The following is a 16,248-nucleotide window of genomic DNA, read 5'->3' as shown; positions in this document are numbered from 1 at the left end:
GAATTTTTCTGAATATTTAAGGAGGTTATTTTGTTGAAGAAAAGCAAGTTAGTTTGGCTATTAAGCCTTCTGTTAGTTCTTGGTGTATTCTTAGCTGCATGTGGCGGTAAAGAAGAAACTACAACTACAGAACCAGAGAAAGAAAAAGAAGAAGAAACAACAACTGAAACACCAGCGGTTGAAGAAGAACAAGTTCTAAACCTTATCATGGGTGCTGAGATTCCAACAATGGATTCTTCACTTGTTACAGATTCAGTTGGATTTGATCTTTTAAACAATGTAAACGAAGGTTTATACCGTTTAAATCAAGATAACGTTGCTGAACCAGCAATTTCTGATGGTGAACCAACAATTTCTGAAGATGGTTTAGTTTACACTTTCAAATTACGTGACGCTAACTGGTCTGATGGTACTCCAGTAACTGCAAACGACTTTGTATTTGCTTGGAAACGTGCTATGAACCCAGATATGGCATCTGAATACGGTCCATACATGATGGAAGGCGTTATCAAAAATGCTGCTGAAATCGCTGCTGGTACTATGGAGTACACTGAGCTTGGCGTAGTAGCAATTGATGACAAAACTCTTGAAGTAACTCTTGAAAAACCGGTTCCATATTTCTTATCACTAATGTCATTCGGAACATTTTTACCACTAAAAGAAGAATTCGTTACAGCGCAAGGTGAAAACTATGCGAAAAATTCTGAAGCAGTATTATACAACGGTCCATTCTCACTTACTGGATGGGACGGAACAGGCTTATCTTGGCAACTAGTTAAAAATGACCAGTACTGGGATAAAGACACTGTAAAACTTACTCAAATTAACTACGATGTAGTAAAAGAAACTGCAACTGCAGTTAACCTTTATACAAATGGTGAAAAAGATCGTACAGGTCTTACTGGTGAATATGCAATGCAATATGCAGCTGACCCAGAATTATTAAAAGAAACAGATACTTCTGTATTCTGGATGAAATTTAACCAAGAACGTCTTGGAGCAAAATCTCCATTAGCAAACGTAAACATTCGTGAAGCGATTGCAAAATCATTTAACAAACAAGATTTAGCTGATGTAGTATTAGCTAACGGATCAGTTCCTGCTTACTACATGATTCCTAAAGATTTCACATTTGATGCAGATGGAAATGATTTCCGCGATGTAAATGGCGATATGGCTATGTTCAACGCAGATGAAGCTAAAGCTGCATGGGACAAAGGTTTAGCTGAGCTAGGTGTTACTGAACTTACTTTAGAAATTCTTGGAGGAGACTCTGATCTTTCTAAAAAAATGGATGAGTACCTAAAATCTCAACTTGAATCTAACTTAAAAGGTTTAAAAATTACACTTAAAGAAGTACCATTCTCAGTACGTCTTGACCTAGATACAGCTCAAGATTATGATATTCAAATTGCTGGATGGGGTCCTGACTTCCAAGATCCTTACACATTCTCAAACCTATTCTTAACAGGTGGCGGAAATAACCAAATGTCTTATTCAAGTGTTGAATATGACAAGTTAGTAAACTCTGCTAACAACGAATTAGCACTTGATACAAAAGCTCGTTGGCAAGCACTTGCTGATGCTGAAAAACTTATCGTAGATAAAGATTTCGGTATCGCACCAATTTATCAACGTGGTTTATTATTCCTTCAAAAACCATATGTTAAAGGTGTTGTTAACCACCCATTCGGTGGAGACTACAGTTACAAGTGGGCTTATATCGAAGGTAAATAATTTACAAACTCTTTAAGATTGAAAATCTCATAGTTAGAGAGTATATGGTATCCTTTTGGGCCATATACTCTCTTTTTGAATGAATCAGAATTCACAAAATATTTTATTATTTTAATTGATTTTGACAACAACATGGTTTATCTGTTTATATAGATAGTAGAGAAAAAGTTTAGTAAATATTTTATGCAGGAGGTGCAAAGATGGCAAAATATATTGTAAAGCGCGTTATTTATATGTTTATAACTTTATTCCTGATTGCGACGGCTACATTTTTCCTAATGAAGGCGCTTCCAGGATCCCCGATTAGCTCTGCTCCAAAACTAAACGCTACGCAACTTGCGATAGTAGAAGCGAAATATGGATTAGATCAGCCGATAGCGGTTCAATACGGTAAATATATGTTGAATCTTGCTAAAGGTGATTTGGGTAACTCATTCCAATTTAAGAATGCGAGTGTAACAGACTTAATTGTTAGTCGACTTGGTCCATCTGTCATACTTGGTACACAAGGATTAATACTTGGTGTAGCCATAGGGATAGCATTAGGGATGATTGCTGCATTAAGGCAAAACTCTATTTGGGATTATGGTAGTACATTTATTGCCGTCTTAGGAATTTCTATTCCATCTTTCGTTTTTGCTACGTTCCTTCAATATTGGTTAGGTGTTAAGTGGCAAATATTCCCAGTTGCTTTGTGGAAAGACGGCTGGATGTCCAGTGTGTTACCATCAATAGCTTTAGCGATGGGACCACTTGCTACTTCTGCACGTTTTATACGTACTGAAATGATAGAAGTATTAAGCTCAGATTATATTACATTAGCAAAATCTAAAGGTGCAAGTGGCTTCGAAGTTGCATTTAAACATGCGTTCCGAAATGCTTTAATTCCTCTTGTTACTGTTTTAGGTCCATTAGCAGCTGGTCTATTGACTGGATCACTTGTAATTGAACAAATTTTTGCAATACCTGGAATAGGAGAGCAGTTTGTTAAATCGATTATGTCTAATGACTTCTCAATCATAATGGGAACAACATTGTTCTTCTCTGTATTCTTAGTATTTGTTATTTTTATCGTGGATATTTTATACGGAATTATCGATCCACGTATTCGTTTATCAGGAGGTAATGATTAATGAGTAGTGAATTAAAAAAACTACCTGCTGAGTCTTTTGAAAGAATTACGATTGATAGCAGCCACTCGGAACGAATTGCAAAGCCGAGCTTAAGCTTCTGGCAAGATGCATGGCTTCGTATTCGTAAAAATAAAGCTGCCATCGTTAGTATATTTATATTAGTTTTTATACTAATAATGGCTTTTGTTGGACCGATGATCAGTCCGCATGATGCAGAAACACAAACAATTACGCATGCTAACTTACCGCCGAAAGTGCCAGGCTTTGAAAAACTAGGATTTTTAGATGGTGTTGGTACGATGGCTGGTAAAGAAGTAGATTTATATGAAATGAAAAAAGTAGATACTTATTATTGGTTTGGTACGGATGGATTAGGACGAGATATGTTCTCACGTGTTTGGGAAGGTACTCAAATTTCCTTGTTTATCGCATTTATGGCAGCTTTAATTGATATGATTATCGGAGTTGCTTACGGTGGTGTTTCGGCTTTCTACGGTGGTCGTGTAGATGATATGATGCAACGTGTTGTTGAAATACTGTACGGTATTCCAACTTTAGTTATCGTAATTCTTATGATCCTGTTTATGGAGCCAGGTGTAACAGCAATCATCATTGCCATAACGATTACCGGATGGATTGGTATGTCTCGTATCGTTCGTGGACAAGTGTTGCGTTATAAAAACCAAGAGTTTGTTTTAGCTTCTAGAACATTAGGGGCAAGCAATCCTCGTATTATTACAAAACATATTTTACCTAATATTTTAGGGATTATTATTATTAATACAATGTTTACGATTCCTGGAGCTATTTTCTTTGAAGCGTTCTTAAGCTTTATCGGGCTAGGTTTACAGCCACCAGCAGCATCATTAGGTACACTTATTAATGACGGGTACAAATTAGTTCAATATCAACCACATATTTTACTATTCCCATCTATTATTTTAAGTTTATTGATGATTGCATTTAACTTACTTGGTGATGGTTTACGTGATGCATTCGATCCAAAAATGAAAGACTAAAAGGAGGAAAGCCGAAATGGAAAAAATTCTAGAAGTTAAAGACCTGGAGCTTTCCTTCCATACATTTGCGGGTGAAGTTAAAGCTATTCGTGGCGTTAACTTTGATTTACTCAAAGGGGAAACTCTTGCAATTGTAGGAGAGTCTGGTTCTGGTAAGTCTGTTACAACAAAGTCAATTATGCGTTTATTACCTGAACATAGCTCAGAATTTAAAAATGGTCATATTCTGTTTAACGGAAAAGATTTGACGAAGCTATCGGATCGAGAAATGCAAAAAATTCGTGGGAAAGACATTTCGATGATTTTCCAAGATCCAATGACATCATTAAATCCTACGATGACAATTGGTAACCAAATTATGGAGCCAATCTTAAAGCACCGTAAAGTGAATAAAACAGAAGCACGAAAAGTGGCAATTGATTTACTACGTTTAGTTGGTATGCCAAAGCCAGAACTACGTATAAAACAATATCCACACCAATTTTCGGGTGGACAGCGTCAACGTATCGTTATTGCAATTGCTTTAGCTTGTAATCCTCAAATTCTTATTGCGGATGAGCCAACTACAGCGCTAGACGTAACGATTCAAGCGCAAATTTTGGAGCTAATGAAAGATCTTCAGAAGAAAATCGATACATCCATTATTTTTATCACGCATGACTTAGGCGTAGTTGCAAATGTTGCAGACCGCGTAGCTGTTATGTATGGTGGGAAAATTGTTGAAATCGGTACTGTTGATGAAATTTTCTATAATCCACAACATCCATATACATGGGGACTTTTAAGCTCTATGCCATCATTGGACGTAGAAGAAGAGAAGCTTTATGCTATTCCAGGTACACCACCTGATTTATTGAATCCTCCAAAAGGGGATGCATTTGCACTTCGTAGTGATTATGCAATGCAAATAGACTTAGAGGAAGATCCTCCATTCTTTCAAGTAAGTGATACTCACTCAGCAGCAACTTGGTTATTACATCCAGATGCTCCACAAGTAGAGCCGCCACTATCTATTATTGAACGTATGAAAAAGTTTCCCGGAAGTCGTTACTTCACTGGAACTGAAGGAGGTACTAACTGATGGCTGAAAAATTACTAGAAATTAAAAATTTAAAGCAATATTTCAATCAAGGTAAACCAAATGAAGTTCGTGCTGTTGACGATATTAGCTTTGATATTTATAAAGGTGAGACACTTGGTCTTGTAGGAGAATCAGGTTGTGGAAAATCAACGACTGGTCGTTCGATTATCCGCCTTTACAATGCTACAGACGGAGAAGTAATTTACGATGGTGTAAATGTCCATGATAAAAAATCTAAAAGCGATTTAAAAATATTTAATCGTAAAATGCAAATGATTTTCCAAGATCCATACGCTTCTTTAAATCCACGTATGAAAGTGTTGGATATTATTGCAGAAGGATTAGATATTCACGGTTTAGTGAAAACTCCTAAAGAACGTAAAGAGCGTGTTGTAGAGCTTTTAGAGACGGTTGGTTTGAACCGCGAGCATGCAGATCGTTATCCACATGAATTTTCTGGTGGTCAGCGTCAACGTTTAGGAATTGCAAGAGCTCTTGCAGTGGAGCCTGAGTTTATTATTGCAGATGAGCCTATCTCTGCTCTTGATGTATCTATTCAAGCACAGGTTGTTAACTTGTTGAAGGAGCTACAAGAAGAAAAAGGGTTAACTTATTTGTTTATTGCACATGATTTATCAATGGTTAAATATATTTCTGATCGTATTGGAGTAATGTATTTTGGTAAGTTAGTGGAGTTAGCTCCAGCCGATGAATTATACAAAAATCCAATGCATCCTTATACGCAGTCATTGTTATCTGCTATTCCACTTCCAGATCCGAATTATGAGCGTACTCGTGTGCGTAAGTCATATGATCCAGCTTCTCATAATTATCAAGATGGGGAAGAAATAGCAATGCGTGAAGTGAATCCTGGTCATTTTGTGTTTTGTTCTGCAAAAGAATTTGAAGCGATGAAAGCCTTATCTAGAGCGTAAATGCTTAAGCTGTCAAAGAGTAAAAACGATCATTCTAATTAGAATGATCGTTTTTTTGATGAAAGTATATAAAAATGTTCCATGAACACAGGGTGTACGGTACATATAGAGAGTAAGGTAGTGTAGGGATTAATGGAGTGGATTTCGTTACAAGCGGACGCTTTCCGTGGGGCACGGCTTCAATCTCCTCGTCGCAAAAAGCCGCTCCTGCGGGGCTTTCAGCTCGTGCTGTTCCCACTGGGGTCGCCGCTTTTCACTACATCCATACTGCTTATGGGAGTGTATTTACGTTCTTTCTACTTAAGTTCTTTCATGTAAGAGGAAAAAAAAAGTTCATCAGCACTTCTAGTTAGAAATAGACCGACAATTTTCGTATGAAGTAAATTTGTCATCTACTTTTACACTTTATGTCCAAATGTAGAAGTGTCTCTTTCTAAAAAACTACAAAGAGCCGTCAAAATTGTATCTTTGGCAGCCACTTACAACAAATTAAACTTTTCCGTTCATCGTATAGTCCAATGTGAAGCCTGGAGTGAGCCGGAAACTGCGTAGCTAGAATGTTTTTGCTTTAAAATCCCGTAGTATCTCAGAAAATCCAATTGCTAGATAACTTCTTGTCAAAATAGTCTATCTTTCAAACGATTCGATTGATAGAATGAAAGAATAAAGTAGAAGGGAAGAGTAAATACAATGAAATTTTTCAAATGCTTTGCATCCATGAGTATAGCAGTGGCGGTTTTATTACCAACAACTGTTTCAGCAGAAGAAACACTTTTTTCGGAACAATTTGCACCAAAAGAATACAGTTTTCAAACAATAGATGAAAAACTGGTTTCCTCATCTAAATTATTTACATACGATTCAGGTCTTAACTTTGAATACCCAGATGCTGTAAGGGGTGTTTATGTTACCGGACATTCAGCAGGTGGAGCTAGATTTAGTAATCTAGTCGAACTCATGGAAACGACAGAGTTAAATGCAATGGTTGTTGATATTAAAGACGACTTTGGAAATTTAACGTATGTTCCGAATGAAGAATCATCACTGACTGCGTATAATATTGGAAAACCGTACATAAAAGATCCAAATGCAATGCTAAAAATAATGGAAGAAAAGCAAATCTATCCGATTGCGCGAATTGTTGTTTTTAAAGATACAGAACTTGCGGAGAGAAAGCCCGAATGGTCATTTGTCGAAGGAAATGATGTATGGAAAAATAGACGTGGAGAAGCATTTGTAAATCCATTTTTAAAAGAAGTATGGGATTATAATGTAGAAATTGCAATTGAAGCAGCAAAAATGGGCTTTAAAGAAATTCAATTCGATTATGTGCGCTTCCCAGAAGGTTTTGAAAACAGAGAAGACACGCTTCGATATACGATGGGTGAGTATGAAACGTCTGAATTGGACACTGTACAGCGTCGCGTGCAAGCTGTAACGGATTTTGTAGCCTATGCAAGAGAACAACTAAAACCATATGGTGCACAAGTGTCAGTGGATATTTTCGGTTATTCGGCAACATTACCTGAAGCACCAGGAATTGGGCAAAACTTTTCGAAAATCTCGGAAAATGTTGATGTTATTTCTTCAATGATCTATCCTAGTCACTGGACATCTTATTTTGGCATTGCGAAGCCGGATTTAGAACCGTATCGACTAGTACAAGAATATGCAAAAGTCGAAAATGCGAAATTAGCGGAGCTAGAATCACCGCCTGTTTCACGCCCTTGGATTCAAGACTTTACAGCTTCTTATTTAGGAGCTGGCAATTATAAAAAGTATGGAAAAGCAGAAGTAGAAGCGCAAATTAAAGCATTAAATGAAGCGGGTATAATGGAATATTTATTATGGAACGCAGGAAATAAATATTCACCAGGAGTAGATTACACTCCTTAATAATCGTTATAAAAAGTGTCTCCAGACGTAGAACTTTCTACTTGGAGGCAATTTTTTTATTTTTTTATTCATAAAATGAAACCTTTTTTCATGAAAAGCGTTTTTATTAGTATAACAGTTGTTTTCATTCTATTACTCCTAATTGAGAATAGTAGAATAATTTTTTTTAAGATGTTTAAAAAAGAAGCGAGATGGGTATAAAAAATATATAGCGAAATAATTTTCCGAAGCATATAACTAGTATGTATATATAACGGAAATGTGACAATGTTATTTTTAAGCAAAATTTTTCTTATAAACATATTTTAAATAGGTGAAAAGTGGTGTATACTAAAAAAGTAGATAACTACATTAAACTAATTATAATCTAATTCATATAACACAACGACTAATTGAGAGGAAGTGTTTTTAATGATGGTAACACTATTTACTTCACCAAGCTGTACTTCTTGTAGAAAAGCAAAGGCGTGGTTAGAAGAACATGATATCCCATACACAGAGCGTAATATTTTTTCTGAGCCATTAAGTATTAGTGAAATAAAAGAAATTTTACGAATGACAGAAGACGGTACGGATGAAATTATTTCAACTCGATCCAAAATTTTCCAAAAGTTAAATGTGGATGTAGAAAGTCTTCCACTTCAACGTTTATACGAACTAATCCAAGAATATCCTGGATTATTACGTAGACCAATTATTTTAGATGAAAAACGTCTACAAGTTGGTTATAACGAAGATGAAATACGTAGATTTTTACCAAGAAAAGTTCGTGCGTATCAATTGCTTGAAGCGCAACGTATGGTTAACTAATTAAGTAAAGCTGGTTGTTTTTCAAAGAAAATTTGAAAAATAGCCAGCTTTTTAGTATTATGCTTGCATTAATGCTTAAACTTTCTTACAATGCATATAATCTATTAATAATAATGAAAAGGTGAGTATGAATCCTTTTCTTTTTTTGATAAACAACATACAATAGTAATAGACACTGCACTCGATGAAGCGGTAAGAAGCGAAAGGAGATGTGTTAAATGGATATCGAGCGTATCAATGATAACACTTTCAAAGTATACATTTCATACATCGACATTGAAGAAAGAGGCTTCAGCCGAGATGAAATCTGGTTTAATAAAGACAAGAGCGAGCAGCTTTTTTGGGAGATGATGGATGAGGTTCATGATGATGACCATTTTGATGATTTAGATGGTCCACTATGGATACAAGTTCATGCGATGGAAAAAGGTTTGGAAGTGATTGTTACTCGAACAGAAATGACGAGAAATGATGAGCGATCAGATGCTCATTTTGAAATAGAAGATCATTCCAATAAAATTTTTAAAAATGGTGTTTCCGGTGCAATTGGTCCACATGAGTTTGATGATTTTTCGAGTTTGATGGATGATATTGAGGAATTACCGTCAGCTTATACATTTGCTTTCAAAAACTTTGATGATTTACTTCCTCTTGCTAAAAAGATGGCTCAATCAGAATTGCCGACATCTTTATATAGCTACGAGGATAAGTATTTTTTACATGTCGAATTTGATTATGAAGTGAATGATTTAGTGTTTGTACTGAACACATTAAGTGTTATTTCAGAATTTGCTAGTCGTGCAACTACTACGATTCATATGATACATGAGTATGGGAAAGAAATAATTGCAAACGATGTGTTTAGTGAGCTGAATAAACATTTTTAAACCTTCTGTAACAGGAAGGTTTTTTTTATTGCTTCCAAAATAAATACTTGATTTTTAATCTGAAAATTCGTACATTTAAAATGGAGGTGATAGCAATACTTACGGCCATGACAAAACAAGGAGACGTCATTATTTCGGTCAATTATTCAAAAGCTTATTTAAAACAATTAAGAACTACAAACATTTTTCGATGTTTGCAATGCCATGAACAAGTTATATTGAAAGTCGGAACGATTAATATTCCGCATTTTGCACATAAATATGACTCGGAGTGCTCACAAGCATTTACAGAAGGAGAAAGTGCCGACCATCTCAATGGGAAAATTCAGTTGTATGATTTTTTCAAGCAGCAGAAAATTCCTGCGACATTAGAAGCTTTTTTGCCAAAGCTGAAGCAAAGGCCAGACATATTAGTTCAAGGGCTCCAGTCACTTGTTGCAACCGAATTTCAATGTAGTCAAATGGATGTAACTAGTATGACCGAGCGCAACAACGGTTACAAAAGCCATCAAATTATGCCACTATGGATTTTGCGAACACCGCCTATATCGGAGCTCCCAACTCGTGAAATAGGTATGATGAAATTATCTGCATTTAGACAGCAATTTTTTATCGGATACCCCAAATTCGGTACAATGATTATAACGTATTGCCCCAAGACAAAACAATTTCACTATATTACAAACACACTTCATATTCAATCAAACACTTTTATTATCAAAAGGAAAAGCTTGCCTATCGCAAAGCAAACATGGCCTTTTGCATTAGTAAAGCTTATTTCATATGAAGAATTTCAGCACTATTTACAGCTATATAAAGAACAGCGGATCAAACATTTAGAAAATCTTTATTTTCATAATAAAAGGGGAATTCAATCCACTTTTTTACGAATTTGTTATAAGTGGCAAGTGTACCCGAAACTGCTTCCACAGTTTATCGGTGTACCATCCGCTCATGCAAAAGCATTTCAAGTGCATGCCGTAGAATGGCAAATTCAATTTATCGACCATCTGTTAGCGCTTCAAGTCCCAATTGATCAAGCGAACCATCAACACTGTGAATCTTTTCTTCGGGATCGTCCAATTGGGCCAACAGAAGCAAATGGAAAATTACAAGCTGTTCAATCATACTTAAAGTTACTGCAAGCATGCTTGATCAACTCAGAAACTAGTATATATAGGAGTACATTTAATATTTTCAAAATGAATAAAATTCTTTACAGTGATTTTCTTGCAAATTGACCAGAATATTGAGAAAATAATAAGTGATTTGATTTTCGAAACAAATGGAAGGGGAGTTCATCTTGACAGCTGAAACGAAAAATAAAATCCTTACACGTGAGGAAGTAGAAGAAAAATTAACTTGGAAATTGGAGGATATCTTTGCTTCGAACGATGTATGGGAAACAGAATTTAAAGAGGTAGCAGAACTATCAAGTAAAGCTGCTTCGTTCCAAGGAACGTTAGGGAATGGTGCGGAGGCTCTTGTAGCAATGCTAACGTATCAAGATGAACTAACGAGTCGATTACGTAAATTATATACGTATGCACATATGCGCCACGATCAAGACACGGCAAACAGCACGTACCAAGCGATGGAAAGTCGTATTAAATCACTTTACGTGAAAGTATCAACAGAATTATCGTTTGTTATGCCTGAAATTTTATCATTGGACGAGGCAAAAATTTTAGAATACGTTGCGGAAAATACTGATTTAGCAGTGTACAAGCAAATGCTAGAAGAGATTAATAAAGTGCGTCCACATATTCTACCAAAAGAGCAAGAAGCATTACTTGCACAGTTTTCAGAAGTAACAGGTGCATCTTCGGATACATTTGGAAAATTAAATAATGCAGATTTAGAATTTCCTTTTATTAAAGATGAAGACGGTAATGATGTCCAACTAACACATGGTCGCTATTCTCGATTTTTAGAAAGTGAAGATGGTCGAGTTCGTAAAGATGCTTTCGAGGCAATGTACGAAACATACGGTAAATTCCGCAATACGTTTGCATCGACTTTAACTGGAAACGTAAAAGGTGATAATGTAAGCGCAAGAATTAGAAACCATTCTTCTGCTCGTGAAGCAGCGATGTCACAAAATCACATACCTGAAACCGTGTATGATAATTTAGTTGGAACAGTTACTAAAAACGTACATTTACTTCATAAATATGTAGGCTTACGTAAAAAAGTACTTGAGTTAGACGAATTGCATATGTGGGATTTATACACGCCACTTGTAAAAGAGGCGGATATGGAATATACGTATGAAGAAGCTTGTGAGACGATGCTAAAAAGTTTTGAACCACTAGGCGAAGAATATGTATCAATCGTGAAGCAAGGTTTAGAGAGCCGTTGGGTAGACGTTGTAGAAACGAAAGGGAAGCGTTCAGGTGCTTACTCGTCAGGTACTTATGGTACAAACCCATATGTGTTGATGAATTGGCAAAACAACGTGAATAATTTATTCACATTGGCACATGAATTCGGACATAGTCTTCATAGTTATTACACTCGTGCAAATCAACCTTATGTATACGGCGATTATTCAATTTTCGTAGCAGAAGTAGCGTCTACATGTAACGAGGCTTTATTGAACGATTATTTACTTAAAACAATCGACGATCCTAAAAAACGTATTTATTTATTAAACTACTGGTTAGAAGGATTCCGTGGAACTGTATTCCGTCAAACGATGTTTGCTGAGTTCGAACATATTATTCATCAGTTAGATCAAGACGGCGAAGCGCTTACTGCGGACAAACTAACAGAAGTGTATTATGAGTTGAATAAAAAATACTTTGGTGATGAAATTATCATTGATGAGCAAATCGGTTTAGAGTGGGCAAGAATTCCACATTTCTATTACAATTATTATGTGTATCAATACGCGACTGGCCTAAGTGCTGCAACAGCTCTTAGCAATCAAATACTGACAGAAGGTAAACCAGCGGTAGATCGTTATATTAACGAGTTCTTGAAAGCAGGCTGTTCTGATTACCCAATCGAAGTGTTGAAAAAAGCAGGCGTAGATATGAATACTGCTGCTCCAATCGAAGAAGCATGCCGCGTGTTCGAAGAAAAACTAAACGAGCTAGAGCAATTACTTTTAGCTGAATAAAATAACAACCAAAAGGCTAAACTTTCTATACGAAGGTTTAGTTTTTTCTTTAAATAGGCTGGATTCTAATCAATATTGCACGTAGTAAAAGGTTAGACGTCTAATGTATGACGATTTTGTGAAAGTAAAGCCTAATATATTGTATTTCAAGTTTAGGCATGATAAAGTAAGAGTGTGAAATAAATCACAAGATAACATACACCCCTTTGTTTGAACGTGAACATTTCTCCCATCCCCTTTGTAAAAAGAAAACGCCTTTTCCTCATGGAGGAGAGGGCGTTTTCTTTGTTTTTAGAGGAAGATGAACTACTTATTAGTTGGAAAAATGGAAGGTTTAGTTGAAATTTTGGGGCATTTAGTTGGAAATAAAATTTTGATGACATATGATTTTCTCTTGAATACATAAAACAGCTAAAAAGGGATGAAATCATCTCTTTTTAGCTGTTTTTTATTTAGATCTCCAAAATACGTTATTCGGCAAAATGGATCGCTCTACTTCCTGCAACAACAAACGCTTTTTCATCTCTCGTTCAACCTGTTGCTCGGAAATATTATAATAGCAAGCAATTTCAGACGTAGTTAATGAATGGAACCGATCAAAAAGGACTTCAAGAGATGGTGGCTGTTGTTTTTTGGGCTCATCATAAAGCATTTCTTGTAAAATTTGCACATAAATTTCATATGGATAAATACCAGAAACTTTAATGCCTTCATCTTCAATATTTTCATTAAAGAAAACGATACTTGGAAATGAAGTGACTTCCATTTCACTAGTAATAGATAAATCACTTCGAAAAGAGCGTGCACACTCTTGAGAAAGAATATCTTTTGTGAATTCACTCAAATCAATTTTAACCTCTTTTGCAAGCTGTTTTAGTACAGAAAACGAGCTGACATTTTGCGTTTTTAAAAATAGGTGTTCTTGAATTTTATTGAAAAAGCGAAGAGCTGCTTTTTTACCTTGGAACTCTGCAGCTTTTACTGCTATGGATGCAAGGGCAGGATGCTCTATGTCTTCAAAATCAAACCTATTTTTCTCGTAATCTGCATTTTGAACAATACAAGCAGAATTCAACTTATCTAATTGTGTACTTAGAACCGTTCGGATAGTGAAATACTGATCGAATTCAACTTGCAGCTTCCGAATAATCGGTTGCAAATCCCAACAAGCAGCACAAAGTGGATCAAGAAAAACGTACATTTCGATAGGCTTGTTTAAAACTGGGGGAGCAATCGTTTCAATCGGAACTTGTATTCTTGTCACATTTATTCCTCCTCATGACTCATTTGATTGACCATGTGGTTTGCAGTAAGTTCAAGTCTTCTATAAAAATCATGTCGAAATTTTCCTTCGAGCCCTATTGTATCCATTGCGTTGCGCATGCATTCTAACCAGGCTGCTGCACGTTCCGGAGTAATAGGAAAAGGAGAATGACGCATTTTCATCATTGGATGTCCGTGTTCTTCCGTATATAGATTAGGCCCACCTAAATACTGTGTCATAAATTGCTTTTGCTTACGAGCAGTTTCCGATAGGTCCTTAGGGAATATAGGTATTAATTTAGGGTGTTTTGCTACATTGCTATAAAAAGTATCAATTAGTAGGTGTAATGTTTCTGCTCCGATTTGATCGTAAGGCAGTATAGGTTTTTCTGTCATTTTTGTTACCCCTTTGCATTAACTCTAATCTCATTCTATCAATCTGTTTCAAATATCTCAAATAATTAGACCCTCATCCCAATTAATAACAACAAAAGTGACCTAGAAATGGTCGCTTTTGTTCAAAAATAAGAAAGTATATCACGCGTGCTGATTACTCATTTTATTCATTTCAGTAGTTTCGGTAGTGATTTACGCTACAGAGTCGGGCACTTACCGCGGGCACGGTATCATCCGCTCGGTGCTCCTGAGGTTACTCGTCACAAAAGAGATTACAAAAAGTCGCCAAAATTGTATCTTTGGCGACCTTCAAAGTATATAGAACTAACTTGCTTCTCCTATTGCCAAAAGTATTTAACAACTTGGCACGGAAGTTTCTGACGAGCGGAAGGAGAAAATTTGCCATACGATGACCGAAGAAAAAGCTTGTTGGATGTGGCGTAGCCACATCCAACAAGCTTTTTTAATTTTACCGTTCATCGTATAGCCCAATGTAAAGCCTAAAGCGAGATAGAAAATACATCGCTAAAAATGGTTTTTCCTATTAACCCATAAAGTTGTTCATGACTTTTTGAACGTAGTTTTGTGTTTCTTTAAATGGAGGGATACCGTCGTATTTCTTCACTGAGCCTGGTCCTGCATTATATGCAGCTAGTGCAGTTTCGATATTTCCACCGAATTGATTGAGCATTTGTTTTAAATATTTTGCTCCGCCCATGATGTTTTGCTCTGGGTCGAACGAGTTGTTGACACCTAAGTATTTTGCAGTACCTGGCATTAATTGCATTAATCCAGAAGCGCCTGCTGTACTAACTGCTGCCGGGTTGAAATTAGATTCCTGTTTAATAACTGATGAAATAAGCTTTTCAGGCAAATCAAACTTAGCTGCTGCTCGTTGAATGATGTCATCATAATTAGAAGGAGTAGCACTTTTTGAAGTGTACATATTCGTTAGGCTAGCATTTTGCAAAGATAAATTAGGTGGGACAAATACAGATGAGCTCCCGCCGTAAAGTAAAGATGCAAGTGGGTCTTGTGATTGCTCGTTTTGTTCGGGTTGCATTAATTCTCCTAGCATCTCTGTAAAAAGCGAAGAGGTAGAATTTTGTGGCCCTTGTGAAACAGATCCTAATGTTTGTAATGCACTGATTTCCATCAAGGTTCTTATTGATTGGATGTCCATTTAACTCTCAACCTTTCAATGATTGAATATATTTCATAAGTCGTGCAATTTTTTTATCGGTTTGTCGAACCGGAATTTGATATGTTTTTAATAAATGAAGAAAAGTTCGTTCTCCATTTTCGATATCTTTACTCTCATATTCTATCTCAAAATCTTCCGTTTGACTATAAAGGGAATGATCAAAAAATAGAATTCCATCTTTAAAGTCGATTTGTGCACGATTTGTTTGCATAGTACCAATGCAAGCAAGGTCCCCTTCGTCTTTTATTTGTTCCAAAAAAGGGACGTTTGGAAAGCTTAACGTATTTAAAATAGTATCTCGTTCTGCAGTAGAAATGTATTGAGTTGTTTCCGTCATCATATGCTGTTGTTCTGGTACTTTTATCGTTAGTTCGTTACGATCCGCAAGCACCCGCATGCGAAAGCCGATTTTCTTGTCCTTAAAATAGTTGTTAGGTGTGTCATAGTAATAGTTTGTTTGTGTGTGAAAATCCGTTTGTTGTATGTGAAAATGAGCTAATAAATGGTAAAATTCTTCTTTTGTTACTAAATTCTTAAATTCAATTTCGATTTCTTTATGCATTATTTCACGACCTTTCATATTATTTCACGTCTGTTAATTGTCCTATTTCTTGGGGGTTTGTACAAATAGGAAAAAACTAATACCCTTTAATACTAAAACACTCGTTTTCGACTTGCATTACGTCCTCATTCGTACTATACATAAAATGTGTCTTAAAAAATAGTCACTATGCCTCCGCGCTTGCCGCACCTTGCATGAGCC

14 protein-coding genes are annotated in these 16,248 nt (G+C 36.1%); 10 read left to right on the top strand and 4 right to left on the bottom strand.

Annotated features, from left to right (window positions below; translation table 11 throughout):
* Positions 1 to 33: 33 nt before the first annotated feature.
* From RUH95_RS08800 to pepF, 10 genes are all read left to right on the top strand, one after another.
* Positions 34 to 1,737, top strand: a complete 1,704-nt coding sequence (locus RUH95_RS08800; RefSeq protein WP_313892490.1) for a peptide ABC transporter substrate-binding protein — start codon at positions 34 to 36, stop codon at positions 1,735 to 1,737.
* A gap of 200 nt (positions 1,738 to 1,937) precedes the next feature.
* On the top strand, positions 1,938 to 2,870 hold the full coding sequence (gene opp3b / locus RUH95_RS08795; RefSeq protein WP_313892489.1) for an oligopeptide ABC transporter permease: 933 nt from the start codon (positions 1,938 to 1,940) through the stop codon (positions 2,868 to 2,870).
* On the top strand, positions 2,870 to 3,889 hold the full coding sequence (gene opp3C, locus RUH95_RS08790; RefSeq protein WP_313892488.1) for an oligopeptide ABC transporter permease: 1,020 nt from the start codon (positions 2,870 to 2,872) through the stop codon (positions 3,887 to 3,889). Before opp3b ends, opp3C begins: the two co-directional genes overlap by 1 nt.
* A 16-nt stretch (positions 3,890 to 3,905) precedes the next feature.
* Positions 3,906 to 4,970 (top strand): ABC transporter ATP-binding protein, encoded by a 1,065-nt coding sequence (locus RUH95_RS08785; RefSeq protein ID WP_313892487.1) that lies wholly within the window; start codon positions 3,906 to 3,908, stop codon positions 4,968 to 4,970.
* A complete protein-coding gene (locus RUH95_RS08780; RefSeq protein WP_313892486.1) occupies positions 4,970 to 5,905 on the top strand; it encodes an ABC transporter ATP-binding protein in 936 nt (311 codons plus the stop codon). The genes RUH95_RS08785 and RUH95_RS08780 overlap by 1 nt, the downstream gene beginning before the upstream one ends.
* 690 nt (positions 5,906 to 6,595) lie before the next feature.
* On the top strand, positions 6,596 to 7,801 hold the full coding sequence (locus RUH95_RS08775) for a putative glycoside hydrolase (protein WP_313892485.1): 1,206 nt from the start codon (positions 6,596 to 6,598) through the stop codon (positions 7,799 to 7,801).
* A 414-nt stretch (positions 7,802 to 8,215) separates the two neighbouring features.
* Positions 8,216 to 8,611 carry a transcriptional regulator SpxA gene (gene spxA / locus RUH95_RS08770; protein WP_142642252.1) on the top strand — a complete coding sequence of 132 codons (396 nt, stop codon included), beginning with the start codon at positions 8,216 to 8,218 and terminating at the stop codon, positions 8,609 to 8,611.
* Positions 8,612 to 8,829: 218 nt separating this feature from the next.
* Positions 8,830 to 9,498 (top strand): adaptor protein MecA, encoded by a 669-nt coding sequence (gene mecA / locus RUH95_RS08765; protein ID WP_313892484.1) that lies wholly within the window; start codon positions 8,830 to 8,832, stop codon positions 9,496 to 9,498.
* A 107-nt stretch (positions 9,499 to 9,605) separates the two neighbouring features.
* Positions 9,606 to 10,739: a competence protein CoiA gene (locus RUH95_RS08760; protein ID WP_313892483.1), complete on the top strand. Its 1,134-nt coding sequence runs from the start codon at positions 9,606 to 9,608 to the stop codon at positions 10,737 to 10,739.
* A 62-nt stretch (positions 10,740 to 10,801) separates the two neighbouring features.
* Positions 10,802 to 12,622, top strand: coding sequence for an oligoendopeptidase F (pepF, locus tag RUH95_RS08755; RefSeq protein WP_313892482.1), 1,821 nt, complete (start codon positions 10,802 to 10,804; stop codon positions 12,620 to 12,622).
* 448 nt (positions 12,623 to 13,070) lie between these two features.
* On the opposite strand, the gene RUH95_RS08750 is transcribed toward pepF, so the two are convergent.
* From RUH95_RS08750 to RUH95_RS08735, 4 genes are all read right to left on the bottom strand, one after another.
* Positions 13,071 to 13,886 (bottom strand): DsbA family protein, encoded by an 816-nt coding sequence (locus RUH95_RS08750; protein WP_313892481.1) that lies wholly within the window; start codon positions 13,884 to 13,886, stop codon positions 13,071 to 13,073.
* A 2-nt stretch (positions 13,887 to 13,888) separates the two neighbouring features.
* Positions 13,889 to 14,281, bottom strand: coding sequence for a globin domain-containing protein (locus tag RUH95_RS08745; protein WP_313892480.1), 393 nt, complete (start codon positions 14,279 to 14,281; stop codon positions 13,889 to 13,891).
* A gap of 544 nt (positions 14,282 to 14,825) precedes the next feature.
* Complete coding sequence (locus tag RUH95_RS08740; protein WP_313892479.1) at positions 14,826 to 15,464, bottom strand: lytic transglycosylase domain-containing protein; 639 nt, start codon at positions 15,462 to 15,464, stop codon at positions 14,826 to 14,828.
* Between the two features lie 7 nt (positions 15,465 to 15,471).
* Positions 15,472 to 16,047, bottom strand: coding sequence for a CYTH domain-containing protein (locus tag RUH95_RS08735; protein ID WP_313892478.1), 576 nt, complete (start codon positions 16,045 to 16,047; stop codon positions 15,472 to 15,474).
* Positions 16,048 to 16,248 lie beyond the last annotated feature (201 nt).

This window comes from Psychrobacillus sp. (assembly GCF_032154225.1).
Taxonomy (GTDB): domain Bacteria; phylum Bacillota; class Bacilli; order Bacillales_A; family Planococcaceae; genus Psychrobacillus.
The sequence above is the reverse complement of the archived record's forward strand: the minus strand, read 5'-3'. Positions and strand labels throughout refer to the sequence as shown.